Raw genomic sequence first — 13,808 nt, 5'->3', positions numbered from 1 at the left:
TTTTGGGACGTGAAAGATTAACCTTTAATACGACAGAATCTCGATCAGTTTTTTTTTGATTAACTCCAGATCATGCTCGAGTTTGTCCGCTTTTTCCTTTTGAACCATGTACTTTTCTTTCCATCCATCTCTGCTCTTAATGAGTTCCTTGCGTCGCTTATTTAATTCTTTGTTCTCCAGTCTTCTTGAAATAGCTCTTTCTTTCCAACTTGTACTGTCATCTTCCATAGGTCAATAAATTTAGACAATGGAATATAATAAAATGGGGTGTAAAATATTGAATTTTAAATCAAATATTTTACACCCCACCTGTCAGGTTTCCAAAACCTTACAGGTCTTTCCTTTTTCCAACAAATTTTGCATTTGCCCTTTCAAAATGGCCTTCCAAATAGGCTGTAAAGACCTTAAAGTCAGCATTTTTTAAAACCAAAATCAAAGTTGCTGATTTTCAATACCTTGAAAATTAATTTTAGTCAACTATTGACTTTTTGGTCGGGGAGGGGTTATACTAAAGAAGTTAAATTTTTTAGTATGAACAAACCTTTTTACTCCCTGGGGCTGGGAACCTTAGCCCTGATGATCTTTTGGTCATGTACTTTGGAGGAGATAGCGTCTCCTCAGCAAGCAGTTTTGGTGGATCCCCTACCGGTGGCTCGGTCGTATTACGACCTGGAAAAGCCCAAGCAGGGGAATCTATATGGTCGAATCCAGTCGGATCTGGAAGTGTTTCCTTAATGGGAGGGAGCGAAGAGCTATTCTGATGGGAAAATCCTGATCGTCCCGGCTCATCGGAAGGTCAAGGCGACCTATGCACAAGGGTACCTGCGTAGACTGGTCTTTGAGCTTAATGCAGGCGGTAAAGTCATCCGTGGAGGAATTTTGGAAATGGCCGGCAAGGATGGGGACTTTCTTCTCGATAACGAAGGAGTGCTGATCGAAGGATTCCTCTCCGGCGTGAAGTCTTCCCAACTGACCTATTTATGGTCTGATTTTGGTTCCAGACCCTTAGATGCGGTGCAGGCCAATGGGCAGACAGTAGAACGATCTCTGGACCGATTGCTTAATTCCCGAAGGGGATTGGAGAACTTCAGTACCGAGAACTGCATCGATTGGTACTGGGTGTACAGCATAGGCGGGGTAGTAATCTATGAGGAGTATAGCCATACCACCTGTGGAGGAGAAGGATGTGGTACAGGAGGATTGCGCGTAACCAATCAAAATGATGCCTGCTTGGATGATGGAACGAATGGTGGAGGAGGAGATGGCGGAATTGTTTACAAGATTGAAAACAAAGTTCAGAATCCTTGTATATAAGGACAAGTGGATAAAGCTGTTGATTCCCAATTTAAAAATCAGATAACCAGTTTGATATATAATGCTTTTGGACAAAGCGAAAAATTTAATATCGAAATATATGATATTACTACGTTGGCAGATACTGTAGATGGGTCAACGATGTGGATGCCACAGTTAGATCGATTACTTTTTACTATTGATCTGAACAGAAATGTTCTAAGTAACAGTTCAAAAGAGTATGTTATGGTTACGGTTTTTCATGAATTGTTACATGCTTATATGGGTTATTTGAATATAAACATGTCAACTGAATCCTTAGACCATGAAAATATGGCGAATTCTTATCTTAACTTATTAAGTCAAGCATTAATGGAACACTATAGCATAAGTTCTACAGAAGCAACTCATTTGGCTTGGGGTGGATTGCATAAAACATCCAAATGGGAAAAATTATCTACACATCAAAAAAACCAAATAATTGCAACCAATCAAAAATATAGAAATTCTGAAAAGGGTGTAAAATGTCAGTGAAAAGAATAATTATAAATGGAATCCTTGTCTTATTATTTTTTGCTCTTTGTATCCAAACATTTGGCCAAGAGGTAAATAAAAAAGAGGATGAATATTTCTCCTTGCTTAGAAGGGAAGTAGCTCGAGTTATCTTAAGACATCCAAGAGAGGCAGACTCTGTTAACTACTTTGCCTACTCTTTTCAGATAACTTACGGAGATTCAATAACGGTCCAGTTTTCTGAGGAAACACCAAAATCTATTCTGGACAAATACGAGGTTTTTAACCCTGAAGAAAGTCTTAGAAAATTTATAGAAGAAAAGGGAATTCAATTTGATTCAGACAAAACCGTACTCTACACCATTCTTCATATCTGGGATGATGGAATAGAAAGAGAGGATAACCTTTCAGAAGTTTTTGAAATAATGTACGATCAAGGCTGGAATTTTCCTTCATCCAAAGAAGTCAGGGTCGAAGTTCCCATCGTGACCTATTTAAAGGGGGTTAGGACTTAAAAAAAATCTATGGTTAAGACTGGCAGGTGTGTACTTCTTTTGATGTCAGTTATTGGTTTCGCCTGCACGCCAAAAACCGATCAGCAGCTAAAGCCTCTATTTGAAGCCCTTATTCCAGCCTATCTACTGGAGGGTGGAAATACGGTTTGGGTCATTGCCGAGTCGGACTCGGCCTCCAATCGGACCATGTTTGGGATGGACATCTGCTCAGCGGAATTCCTCCAAAGAGGTCTCGTGGGAAAAAACCGGATGATCTTCGACGGTCGGGAGGCCAAGATGACGATTTGGGATTGTATTTCTACTTGTCTGAATGAGTCCAAGGCATTTCGATTTACTGAGGAGCATTTTCCGGAAGGCGTGGAGTTGATTTCCCAAAGTCACTTGGATAGTTTGCAGGCACTTGTGGATTCCAAAGTGGTCGTAGATTCTCTGAAATCAGAGGCCATGAATAAACTACATTTTCAAACTAGGTTCAGATTTTCTAAGCCGTTATTCTTTGGTGGAGGAAATTTTGCTTTACTGTATTACACCTTTTTTAGCGACAACTCAGGCTATGTTGTGATGGAAAAGAAGTCAGGAAAATGGGAAGAGGTATTTAGAGAGATCTATACCCACTATTGAGTTTAGCCTTTGCCAAGAGAATAACCCGCCTAAAAAGGTCAAAATGAATTCAACGATGTCAAATCCGGATCTCAGCGGTCACCAAGTGGTAAAGGTAATAAGCATTGTTCTCAAGCTTCTGGTGTTCTCCTTGGTCTGCTTTAGCTGTACCTCAAGAGAAGAAAACGAGATCAAGGAGTTGATGAATGCCGTATTTGAATGGGAACTCAACCGAGGCGAAGAAGTCATCGTGTTTGCGGAAGCGGAGGAGAATTGGGAAATCCCTTGGCTAGACTCTTGTTCGGTAGAAGGCATACTGAGTTTGCAAAGTGACTTCCGTTATAAAGTTTTGTTCAAGGATGTGTTCACAGAAGCAGACGCAGAAAAGATTTGCAGGGAAGGAAGGCAAGCTTTCCGATTCCAACAGGATATGTTTCCGGTAGGAGTGAAAGTCTCTTCTGAAAAGGGGAGGTACGACAGTTTGTCAAATGCCTATTATAATGCTTTAGGTAAGCCGGAAGTAGTCGAACTTGATATGGAATTGAAGAAATACATGAGCTATAAGACGATTTCCAAACCTGTGTTTTTGCAAGATTACCAATATGCATTTCTATATGTTTTTAGTGGAGGAACCGGGCTTTTAATATATAAAAAGCAGAATAATAAGTGGGTTCATTACTTTACCAGTACTTTGATGCTTATATAGTAGAAATATTAGAATAGGATTAGGAGAAAGATGAAGAGAGTTACAGGGATTTTACTGGTACTTTTCTTGGGATTGGCTTGTACTTCCGAAAAAAATCAGGAGATGAAATCTCTGTTCCATTCAGTACTTCCTTCGGTTTTGCCCGAGGGAAGTTCCATTTGGGTCATTGCCGAGTCGGACTCGGCCTCCAATCGGACGATGTTTGGGATGGACATCTGCTCGACTGAATTCTTCCAAAGAAGTCTCTTGGGAAAAAACCGGATGATCTTCGACGGTCGGGAGGCCAAGATGACGATTTGGGATTGTATTTCTACTTGTCTGAATGAGTCCAAGTCATTTCGATTTACTGAGGAGCATTTTCCGGAAGGGGTAGAGCTAGTCTCTCAGGATTACTTGGATAGTTTGCAAAAAGTCGTGGATAACAAGATGCTTGGTGATTCGATCAGAAGGGATGCCTTTAGAATGATCAATAGCAAAGTGATCTACCGATTTTCCAAGCCGTTTTTTTTCGGGAATGGAAATTTTGCGTTAATCAATTACTCCAAGTTCTCAGTAAATGAAGGTTATCTGGTAATTGAGAAAAAAGATAAAATCTGGGTGCAGGTGCACCAGCAGGTTTATAAAGATTTTGAAAATGAGTTTATTGTTCCTGAATTTATCCTTTGAAAAAGTGGCTGCTCAAGGTTTGAGCTTGATGCTTCTTCTTTCAGTTTTTACCTCTTGTGGAATGAGGGCCGAAGAAAAATGTATCTCCATCACCTTGGGTGCTGATCGCCCCATCATCGATACCTTGATGATCGATTCCTCCAATCGGAACAGCATCCATCACGCCGAGCTCCAACTTTCCGGAGAAGTAAAAGATACCCTGAAGGTGGGGGTTGGGTCATTTTTTCAGGTGGAGCTTTTGCCCGGGAAGTATGACACATTGATTTACAAGGGAGATTGGTATGCTGATCCTATGGTGCTAAAGGCGGAAGGCGGAAAAGGAAGTGAGCTGAGTTTTTGTGCAAGATTTTACTATTAATCTTTTAGCAAAATGAAAATCCGATATATCGTTTTGATCCTGGTGATTCTTGGAGTGGGCTGGTTTCAGTATGATCAGTTTCAACCCAAACGAAACCATGATAATGCAAAGCAAGTCCGCCTTAGCATGACTTCAGAAGAAGTGATCCAACTCATGGGACAGCCGGACAAAAAAAGTATTCTTTTTCCTGGAAGGGTGGATGCTGATACCACTTATCAGTACCGCGCTCCCTTTGCCTCCTCAGACGGAATCTACATCTCTTTTGATAAGCAGGGCCAAGTGATCCATATTGCGAATGAGTAGGATTGTGGCTTGAATCTTTGAGTGTGAAAAATGAAAACCACCTAGCCATTTATAAAACATGGCGAAGAGCTTTCCTTTTTGTAGACTATGTGTCTATGTGGTAAAAAAAAGGATAAGATTGCTTGAATAAAACTTGAAAATCCTTTCCGGAGCAATCCAGGACTTATTTATCCTTTCCTCTTGCTGATAGAATAAGTAAAACCACATAGCCACATAGAAAACATAGCGAAGAACTTTCCATTTTATAAGACTATGTGTCTATGTGGTAAAAAAAGGATAAGATTGCTTGAATAAAACTTGAAAATCCTTTCCAGAACAATCCGGGACTTTTTCATACTTTCCTCTTGCTGATAGAATAAGTAAAACCACACAGCCACATAGAAAACATAGCGAAGAGCTTTCCATTTTATAAGACTATGCGGCTCTATGTGCCTATGTGGTAAAAGTTCTTCTTTTGTTGCGTTAAAATCACAAAACCCCTTCCAAATCAACTCTGGAAGGGGTTTTTAAATTTGATTTCTCTGTGTACTGTGGTCTGTCGACTGTTGACGTCTACTTCTTCATTCCCATATAATCCACCACAAAGTAGCTCATCACTCGCACGCCCAGCACGAACCCGCTTTCATCCAGATAGAAATCAGGAGTATGGTGAGAAGGGGTCTTGGTAGGATCGCCACCCTTTTTCATGCCGCCAAGTCCAATGAACAAGCCCGGTTTTTCCCGCTGATAGAAGCTGAAGTCTTCTGCACCGGTCACCGGAGGATTTACTTTTACGTTTTCTTTTCCTGCGGCAGCCTCCAAGGTGGCTACCATTTTCGAAGTCAGATTAGGGTCATTGACGGTAGATGGGTAAAGCTTGGTGATGTTGACTTCTGCTTTGGCGCCCGCACTTTCGGCAATATTGGTTGCAATTTCCATGATTCGTCGGTGGACCAATTCCTGCTGCTCATCTCCGAAAGTTCGGATGGTCCCGATCATCTCCACTTTTTCAGGAATGATGTTGTGACGGATACCTCCATGAATCGCTCCGACAGTAACTACTGCAGGGTTTTGGGTGATGTTGACACTTCGGGAAAGAATGGTCTGCAAGCCTGTCACGATTTGGGAAGCCGTCACGATAGGGTCTACGCCTGACCAAGGGGACGCGCCATGTGCTTGGGTACCATGTACGATGATTTCGAGATTGTCCACGGCTGCTTGGGCAGGTCCGGATCGGTAGCCGATAGTACCTACTTCGGTTTGGGCGGAGATATGCAAGCCAAAAATAGCGTCCACGTCTTTCATCACCCCTTCTTCCACCATCTGTTTGGCTCCCCATGTATTGACTCCGGGTTCGTAGATGCCTTCTTCAGCAGGTTGGAAGATGAATTTGACGGAACCCTCGAGTTGGTTTTTCATTCCGGCGAGTACTTCTGCCACACCCATCAGGATGGCCACGTGAGAGTCATGTCCGCAGGCATGCATCACCCCGGTTTGCTGACCATTGTAGGTGGTGGTCACGGTAGATTTGAAAGGGAGGTCTACACGCTCGGTCACCGGAAGGGCATCCATATCTGCACGAAGGGCGACCATCGGGCCGGGCTTGGCTCCACGAAGGACTCCTACTACACCGGTTACAGCAACGTTTTCAGTCACCTCGATGCCCAAGGAGCGCAAGTGATCCGCAATCAACTTGGCGGTTCGCTTTTCCTGATTTCCCAGCTCAGGATTCTGGTGAATGTCTCGCCTCCACTCGATGACTTTGGTTTCGATGGCCGTGGCTTTCTTGTCGATTTCAGGCCGTAGTTTACTTTGGCCAAAGACAGTTCCGCTGAGCAGAACCAAGGGTAAAATTAATTTTCTCATAAGGTAATTTGGTGAATGATCAGATTGGCGGTTTTTTGGGTGAGAAGGAAAATTAGAACCATTGAATTTAAAAACCTTGTGATTTGGGATAAAAAATGCTTTCCCAGAACTTTTCGGCAGGAAATGGATTTATCCACAAAACTGAACTTATGGAATTGAACAATAAAATCGCAGTCGTCACCGGAGTCAGCAAAGGTGTGGGACTGGAAGTCGTTAAATTATTGGTAGAAAAAGGAACCATCGTGGCAGGTTGGGGAAGAAACAAGCCTGTTTTCGATCATCCCAATTTTCATTTTTTCACCTGTGATGTAGCGGTGGAAGAACAAGTGGAAAATGCCTACCAAGCCACCTTGGCCAAGCTGGGTTCGGATATCCGAATCTTAGTCAACAATGCAGGTTTTGGTGTAGCCGGACCTTTTGAAACCATGAGCTCGGAAGACTGGAAATCCATGTTTGACACCAATGTTCACGGGATTTTTTACGTGAGTAAACGACTCGTCCCCGCCATGAAAGCAGCTGATGAAGGGCACATTCTCAATGTTGCCTCGATTGCAGGATTGAATGGAGTCGCCAATTTTGCGGGCTATGTGGGTACCAAACATGCCGTGCGAGGCATTTCTCACTCGATGTACATGGAATTGAGGGATTTTGGAATTAAGGTCTCCACGATTTATCCGGGCTCGATCCAGACCAATTTCTTTGATGCCATCCCGGGAATGCAAGCCCATGAACACATGATGCGTCCGATCGATGTCGCCCAGACGATTGTGCAGACGCTGGAAACTCATCCAAATTATTTCGTGGCGGATGTGGAGTGCAGACCGCTACGGCCAAAGGGGAAGAAGTAGGAGGTAGCTGGCAGGAAACGTCACTGAGAGGAGGTACGACGAAGCAGTCTCCCAATTTCAAAGGAGATTGCTTTGGGGCAGCAAAGCCGGAATTGAAATTTAGAACTGGAAATATGCCCCTCGCAATGACGACCGCTTCAACGGTAAAAGAACAACAATGCCGTCTTTACCTAGTCTGTTTCTTTCTTCAGTCAAATTGTACGATAACTGCCCACCAACTCGAAAACGGATACCTAAGTATAACTTTTCCTTCTTTTTGCTAAAAGGAGAATCAAAGTTTAATTCCCCTGAATCACTACTTTAGCGTTCTCTTATTAATCAGGAAACACTTGGAATCTCAACCCAACAATCCGCTTCACGGGGTCACTTTGGCTGATATGCTCGCCGAGTTGGTCTCGTTTTATGGTTGGAAGGAACTCGGGGAGCGCATCACCATCCGTTGCTTTACCCATGATCCTTCGATTAGTTCCAGCCTAAAGTTTCTCCGCAAAACTCCCTGGGCGCGCGAGCGAGTGGAGGGCTTGTATCTGAAGATGCTGAGGGATAGAAAAAAGCCATCGGATAACCTTTGATCCCGAAAATTCGGGATCGAAGGTTTTAAACCGGATTAAAATTGGTTTGCTGAATTAGGCCACCCGGACTTCAAATCCTAGAGATATCAGCTCATGATTACAAATCTTGAGCAGCGGAGCAGCGAGTCAAGATAATTAAATCCCCCTAGCCCCCTTATGAAGGGGGAATTGCCCTATTCGGAACTTCAAAGCCAAGTTTTATCGGCATAATTCCAACTCAAGGGTACTCGTAAATAACTTTCGAAACTTATCTAAATAACCTTTGCGTCCTCTGCGTCTCCGCGGTGAAAAATTAAAAACCTTCGAGGTTTGAAAAACCTCAAAGGTTACAAAAAAAAGCCCTGATCATCGACCAGGACTTTTGATTTATGGTTGTGGTTAAGATTATACGTAGTTGTTGAGCATCACTGGCATCACGAGCATCAGGATGTCTTCATTGGCATCCTGCTCAGCAGGAAGGATCAGACCGGCACGGTTTGGTGCGGAGAATTTCAAGCTGACCTCCTTGCAGGAAAGGTTGTTGAGCATTTCCACCAGGAATTTCGCATTGAACCCGATTTCGATATCCTCTCCGTCGTGATCGCAGGATAGTCTCTCATTTGCTTCATTGGAGAAGTCCAAGTCTTCCGCAGAGATCATCAATTCACTTCCTGTCAACTTCAATCGCACCTGATGAGTAGTCTTGTTGGCGTAGATCGCGATACGTCTCAAAGATCCAAGCAATTCCAAGCGATCGATGTTCATACGGTTTGGATTGTCTACCGGAATCACGTTTTCATAATCAGGGAATCGCTCGTCGATCAGACGGCAGATCATCTTGATGTTGTTAAACTTGAAGTAAGCGTTGGACTGATTAAACTCTACCGTTACCGGTACATTTTCAGAAGGTAAGGTAGACTTCAAGAGGTTGAGCGCTTTTCTTGGGATGATCAAGCTTGCGCCGTTGGCAGAGGCCACGTCTACTCTTCTGTAGCGGATCAATCGGTGACCGTCAGTTGCCACGAAGGTGGTGTTGGTCGGGCTCAAGTTGATGTACACACCGGTCATCGCAGGACGAAGCTCGTCGGAAGAAGTCGCGAAAATGGTGTTGGAAATCGCAGAAGAAAGCACCTCGGTGGACATATCCACGGTAGTAGCATTGTTTACGGTTGGGATTTTTGGGAAATCCGTCGCGTTTTCTCCAGCCAGTCTGTATCGACCGTTGTCAGAGCTGATTTCTACCGCGTAGGTATCATGATCGATGCTGAACGTTACCGGCTGCTCAGGTAGGTTTTTCAAAGTTTCGATCAGGATACGGGCAGGAACCGCAATATTTCCGTCCTCTTTTGCTTCCACTTGGATCTGCGTCATCATGGAAGTCTGCAAATCGGAAGCAGTGATGGTCAAGACGGAATCCTTGATTTCGAACAAGAAGTTTTCAAGAATGGGCACTACCGGGTTGGTAGTCACGACACCGTTGATGGCCGATAGCTGCTTAAGCAATGCAGAAGAGGAAACAATAAATTTCATATGTTCGGGCTTAGTGATTTTTTATTTCTGGAGGGGTAAATTTATAAATAAAATGCTAATTCGATGGGTTAGAGATTTTTTTGAAGTAAAAATCTTCTAAACCTCAATCGATTGCCTTTTTAAGCTTTTTTCGCAAACCGGTTCTTCCTAATCAAAAGGATCAAACCACCCAAAATCAGGATAATTCCAACAGGCAAGCCCACATTGATGAGCTGCCAAAAGGACTTTTGCTCAGCCACTTTTACCTTGTCCAAAGGTCGAATCTGAAGCGTTTTTGATCTGGTGGAAATGATTCCTTCCGGATCGCTCAGGTATTTGACCAGATTTTGAAGGAGTTGCTTATTGGCATACGTAGTCTGTGCAAAAGGATCTTCTCCGAGTGCCAAAGGCTGTTTTCCCTGTAGGCTAAGCTGACTTTGGAAAACCGAACCATCACCGAATACGACCACTTTTCCTTTTCCGGATTCTTTGAAAGGCACTTGGGCAAATTCTTCCGGAACAAACCTGTTTTTGAACAACGAAGTAAACTCCCCTTCCAGCAAATAGGCTAAAGGCAGTCGCTGAAGCGCAAATTCTTCCTCCTTCGGAGCCTGTTGCATATCTGCAAAAGCCACCCGCGCAGGGGCTGGAAGTATTCGGGAATTGTCCGAACCGAAGATCAATGGGGTTTTGGTCACTCCGTCTGCCTTTACAGTATCCAGACTACTGGCAAAGCGGAAATTTACCTGATCCAAGGCCTTGGTGATCGGATGAGTTTGTACCCGACCGGCGTTGAAATGGAATAGCCAAGGTAGGGGAACGAGCTGCTCTTCATTTCCGAAATTACCACCCATGACCGGGATCATGGAGAAATTCAGGTCTTGAATCACGTCTTTGTTCACGCGGATACCGTAGCGGAATAGCAACCGGTCAAGTTCATTTTCGAGCGGAATTGCCAAGGTGCCTTCGCCTCCGGCTTGGGTCATATCTACGTCAATTCCCTCTGCAGCCACCACGAGATTACCCCCGTTCATAACGTATTGATCGAGGAGAAAAAGCTCTCGCTCAGTGTAAGTCGTCTTTGGGCCAAGGATAAAAATGCTTGAAAAGGAATTCAGGTCTTCGGGTTTTTTGGCTTGTTCCAAGGGCACTTTGAAAAGCTCAAACTGCCCGTCCAAGGCTTCCACCATTCCAAAACCATCGTCCTCTGAAAGTTCCCCGTGGCCGATAATCATGGCCACAGCACCTTTTTCCGGATTGATGAGCTTTTGGATGGCTTGGCTCAGCTCAAATTCCAGATTTTCAATGGAGGCGTTCAGTTTCTGATCTGCCGACATGCCTGTTTCTCCTTTGAGCACCAAGGCCCCTGTCTCAAATTCCTCATCACTTACCAAAATACCGGGGAAAATCAACTGAGCTTGCTGACCGGTAGTTTGATTGACAAAGAGATTGGTGGGATTGATGCCGTAATCCGCCAGACTGAGGATAAACTCTTCCTGAAGTGAGTCGGCCACACTTAAAGGATCAAAGTAAGAAACGGTGATTTTTTCTGATGAATAAGCATTGAAGGTACGGACAGTCTCTTCGATGGACTTCTGTAATCGACGCATCCCACCGGGAAGGTTTTCTCCGGTCAAAAGAATGTCGACGTAGATCGGGCGATCCAGATTTTCCAAGAGGGCTTTGGTAGATGGATGAAGGGAAAAGCGCTTTTCCTCCGTCAAATCCACCCGAAAACGGAGAAATTGTCCCAACCCGAAAAGTACAAGTACTCCTGCAATCAGGATCAGGTAAGGGGTCAAGTTTGAGGCTAAGGACTTTTTCATTTGTTTCTCAAGATCAAAACAGAACCACCCAAAAACACCCAAATCATGCCCAATAAGAAAAACACATCCCGGCTGTCAATGACGCCCCGGCTGAGACTGTTGTAATGATAACTCAAGCTCAGTTCCTCTACCCAATAGGCTGCATCACCACTGAGCATTTCTGCCAAGGCCGTGAATCCAAAGTACAGCACAAAGCAAAGAAACACACCCAAGACAAATGCTACCACTTGCTGTGAGGTCAGCGAACTTGCAAACAATCCCACTGCGGCAAAAGTGGCTCCGATCATCAGCAAGCCTGCCCAGCTTCCGAAAAAGCCTGCCCAATCTAGATTGCCCGGAGGATTACCGAGCGTAGAAATAGTGTACCCGTACAAGAGCGTTGGTAAAACGGCTAACACCACCAAGGCAAGGAGTGCCAAGTATTTGGCGATAATGATTTGTACCAAAGAAAGCGGAGAAGTGCGAAGCAATTCCCAAGTTCCGTTTTTGCGTTCCTCCGCAATCGCCCGCATGGCAATCGCAGGAATCAGGAAAGTGAATACGTATGGGGTGTAGGCAAACAGGGACTCAAGGTCAGCATAGCCGTAGTCTAGTACAGAACTCTCCGGAAAAACCCATACGATCAAGCCCAAAGCCACGAGAAATAAAGCCAAAACCAGGTAGCCGGTGAGGCTCCCGAAAAAGGCATTGATCTCTTTTAGAAAAAGGCTTTTCATTGGGCGTTGGTGATTTCGCGGAAGAGGGTTTCCAGATTTTTCTTGCCTTGGTTAAGGCTGATTAGATTCAATTGGTGTTGGGCCACGACTTGCATTAAAGCTTTTCGGGCTTCGGAAGGATCTTCGGTTTGAAGGATGATCTCCCGATTGCCTTTTTGTCCAAAACGAACTGCTCCGATGCCTTCAAACCACACCAATTCCATCGCTTCTTCAGTTTCTAGGACTAGTTCAGTCTGCGAGGATGCTGCTTTGAGTTCGGAAAGGGGGCTCGCGGCAAGGATTTTTCCCCGATTGATGATCACCACATCTTGGCAGATCGCTTCCACTTCCTGCATGATGTGAGTGGAAAAGATCAGGGTTTTGTTTTCCGCTACCTCCAAAATCAGATTGCGGATGTCCACCAGCTGATTGGGGTCAAGACCGGTCGTGGGCTCGTCCAAGATCACCACTTGAGGATCATGAATCAGGGCCCTGGCTAGACCCACCCGCTGACGGTACCCCTTGGAAAGCTGTCCGATTTTTTTATGTTGCTCGGGCAAGAGTCCGGTTTTGCGGATCAGTTCGTCGGTTCGTCTACGGATTTCACCAGACTTGAGTCCGTACAGACCTCCGGAAAATTCCAGAAATTCACGAACATACAAATCCAGGTAGAGGGGGTTGTGTTCCGGGAGGTAGCCGATTTTTGGGCTAACTTTTTTCGGTTGGGCCAAAGCGTCTTCACCGAGGATACTCACTTCGCCTGAATCTGCGGAAAGGTACCCCGTGATGATTTTCATCGTGGTGGATTTACCGGCACCGTTGGGTCCCAGAAAGCCCAAAATTCTCCCAGGCGAAGCTGAAAAGCTCACCTCATCGAGTGCTTTTTGAGAACCGTAAATCTTGGTAAGACGAGAGACTTGGAGTGACATAAAAGGAAGGACCAAAAGGAAAATCACCCGCATGGCAGGGGCAAAGTCCCCTTTGGTCAGGTCATGGCAAAAATAGGGAATGAGGATGGAATGGCAAGAAGTGCAGGGCCAGAATTAGACTTGTCTGCTTTTATTCAATAAGACAGAAGACGGTAGGCCGAAGACCGAAGTAATTCCGTACCGAGACCTTAAATTAAGCTTAACCTTTCCTATTGATCTGCTTCCAGTATAGTTGGGCATTGAAAAATGCTCATTGCTTCGGCTGAATTAGATCCCAAAGATTTCCATACAAATCCTTGAAGACCGACACGATACCATAAGTCTCCTCGGCAGGTTCGCGGATAAACTCCACCCCACGGGAGGTATATTTCCGATAATCTCTCCAAAAGTCATCCGTGTAGAGAAAAAGAAACACCCGGCCACCTGCCTGAAAGCCGATTTGCTTTTCCTGCGTTTCGTTGGCTGCTTTGGCAAGAAGCAGGTGACAGGTCGAACCGGGCGGTGAAACTCTTACCCACCGCTTGGTTTCACTCATTCGAGTATCTTCCAAGAGTTCAAAATCCAAGACTTCGGTATAGTAGCGAATGGCTTCGTCATAGTCTCTGACGAGCAAGGAGAGTTGTCCGAGTTGTTGGGTCATTTTGTAAAATA

18 protein-coding genes are annotated in these 13,808 nt (G+C 44.6%); 11 read left to right on the top strand and 7 right to left on the bottom strand.

Annotation, left to right across the window (positions count from 1 at the left end):
• Positions 1–24 precede the first annotated feature (24 nt).
• Positions 25–228 (bottom strand): hypothetical protein, encoded by a 204-nt coding sequence (locus DDT91_RS10555; protein WP_187176117.1) that lies wholly within the window; start codon positions 226–228, stop codon positions 25–27.
• Between the two features lie 303 nt (positions 229–531).
• On the opposite strand from DDT91_RS10555, the gene DDT91_RS10550 reads away from it, so the two are divergent.
• The 9 genes from DDT91_RS10550 (at position 532) to DDT91_RS10510 (ending at position 4,954) form a co-directional block, all read left to right on the top strand.
• On the top strand, positions 532–735 hold the full coding sequence (locus DDT91_RS10550; RefSeq protein WP_187176116.1) for a hypothetical protein: 204 nt from the start codon (positions 532–534) through the stop codon (positions 733–735).
• 150 nt (positions 736–885) lie between these two features.
• Entirely contained in the window at positions 886–1,314 is a 429-nt protein-coding gene (locus tag DDT91_RS10545) for a hypothetical protein (RefSeq protein WP_187176115.1), read from the top strand.
• Between the two features lie 6 nt (positions 1,315–1,320).
• The gene (locus DDT91_RS10540) at positions 1,321–1,827 is read left to right on the top strand and encodes a hypothetical protein (RefSeq protein ID WP_187176114.1); all 507 of its coding nucleotides are present in this window, start codon (positions 1,321–1,323) and stop codon (positions 1,825–1,827) included.
• Complete coding sequence (locus DDT91_RS10535; RefSeq protein WP_187176113.1) at positions 1,818–2,321, top strand: hypothetical protein; 504 nt, start codon at positions 1,818–1,820, stop codon at positions 2,319–2,321. The genes DDT91_RS10540 and DDT91_RS10535 overlap by 10 nt, the downstream gene beginning before the upstream one ends.
• 9 nt (positions 2,322–2,330) lie before the next feature.
• Positions 2,331–2,942 (top strand): hypothetical protein, encoded by a 612-nt coding sequence (locus tag DDT91_RS10530; protein WP_187176112.1) that lies wholly within the window; start codon positions 2,331–2,333, stop codon positions 2,940–2,942.
• Between the two features lie 43 nt (positions 2,943–2,985).
• A complete protein-coding gene (locus tag DDT91_RS10525) occupies positions 2,986–3,627 on the top strand; it encodes a hypothetical protein (RefSeq protein WP_187176111.1) in 642 nt (213 codons plus the stop codon).
• A gap of 30 nt (positions 3,628–3,657) precedes the next feature.
• The gene (locus tag DDT91_RS10520; protein WP_187176110.1) at positions 3,658–4,293 is read left to right on the top strand and encodes a hypothetical protein; all 636 of its coding nucleotides are present in this window, start codon (positions 3,658–3,660) and stop codon (positions 4,291–4,293) included.
• Entirely contained in the window at positions 4,262–4,651 is a 390-nt protein-coding gene (locus tag DDT91_RS10515; RefSeq protein WP_187176109.1) for a hypothetical protein, read from the top strand. The genes DDT91_RS10520 and DDT91_RS10515 overlap by 32 nt, the downstream gene beginning before the upstream one ends.
• 12 nt (positions 4,652–4,663) lie before the next feature.
• Positions 4,664–4,954, top strand: coding sequence for a hypothetical protein (locus DDT91_RS10510; RefSeq protein ID WP_187176108.1), 291 nt, complete (start codon positions 4,664–4,666; stop codon positions 4,952–4,954).
• Between the two features lie 552 nt (positions 4,955–5,506).
• Here DDT91_RS10510 and DDT91_RS10505 read toward each other — a convergent pair.
• On the bottom strand, positions 5,507–6,799 hold the full coding sequence (locus tag DDT91_RS10505; RefSeq protein WP_187176107.1) for an amidohydrolase: 1,293 nt from the start codon (positions 6,797–6,799) through the stop codon (positions 5,507–5,509).
• A 149-nt stretch (positions 6,800–6,948) separates the two neighbouring features.
• Here DDT91_RS10505 and DDT91_RS10500 point away from each other — a divergent pair, with 149 nt between their 5' ends.
• Complete coding sequence (locus DDT91_RS10500) at positions 6,949–7,647, top strand: SDR family oxidoreductase (protein ID WP_187176106.1); 699 nt, start codon at positions 6,949–6,951, stop codon at positions 7,645–7,647.
• A gap of 329 nt (positions 7,648–7,976) precedes the next feature.
• A complete protein-coding gene (locus DDT91_RS10495; RefSeq protein ID WP_187176105.1) occupies positions 7,977–8,219 on the top strand; it encodes a VF530 family DNA-binding protein in 243 nt (80 codons plus the stop codon).
• A 384-nt stretch (positions 8,220–8,603) separates the two neighbouring features.
• On the opposite strand, the gene dnaN is transcribed toward DDT91_RS10495, so the two are convergent.
• The 5 genes from dnaN to DDT91_RS10470 all read right to left on the bottom strand — a co-directional run bounded on the left by dnaN (position 8,604) and on the right by DDT91_RS10470 (position 13,797).
• Positions 8,604–9,728, bottom strand: a complete 1,125-nt coding sequence (gene dnaN, locus DDT91_RS10490) for a DNA polymerase III subunit beta (RefSeq protein ID WP_111394678.1) — start codon at positions 9,726–9,728, stop codon at positions 8,604–8,606.
• A gap of 119 nt (positions 9,729–9,847) precedes the next feature.
• A complete protein-coding gene (gene gldG / locus DDT91_RS10485) occupies positions 9,848–11,533 on the bottom strand; it encodes a gliding motility-associated ABC transporter substrate-binding protein GldG (protein WP_187176104.1) in 1,686 nt (561 codons plus the stop codon).
• The gene (gene gldF / locus DDT91_RS10480; RefSeq protein WP_187176103.1) at positions 11,530–12,249 is read right to left on the bottom strand and encodes a gliding motility-associated ABC transporter permease subunit GldF; all 720 of its coding nucleotides are present in this window, start codon (positions 12,247–12,249) and stop codon (positions 11,530–11,532) included. The genes gldG and gldF overlap by 4 nt, the downstream gene beginning before the upstream one ends.
• The gene (gene gldA, locus DDT91_RS10475) at positions 12,246–13,157 is read right to left on the bottom strand and encodes a gliding motility-associated ABC transporter ATP-binding subunit GldA (protein WP_187176102.1); all 912 of its coding nucleotides are present in this window, start codon (positions 13,155–13,157) and stop codon (positions 12,246–12,248) included. Before gldA ends, gldF begins: the two co-directional genes overlap by 4 nt.
• A 250-nt stretch (positions 13,158–13,407) precedes the next feature.
• Positions 13,408–13,797, bottom strand: coding sequence for a VOC family protein (locus DDT91_RS10470; RefSeq protein ID WP_187176101.1), 390 nt, complete (start codon positions 13,795–13,797; stop codon positions 13,408–13,410).
• Between the last annotated feature and the right edge of the window lie 11 nt (positions 13,798–13,808).

It is taken from the genome of Algoriphagus sp. AK58, assembly GCF_014324365.1.
GTDB lineage: Bacteria > Bacteroidota > Bacteroidia > Cytophagales > Cyclobacteriaceae > Algoriphagus.
Note: the sequence above shows the minus strand (reverse complement) of the source record. Positions and strands in the feature narration are given on the sequence as shown.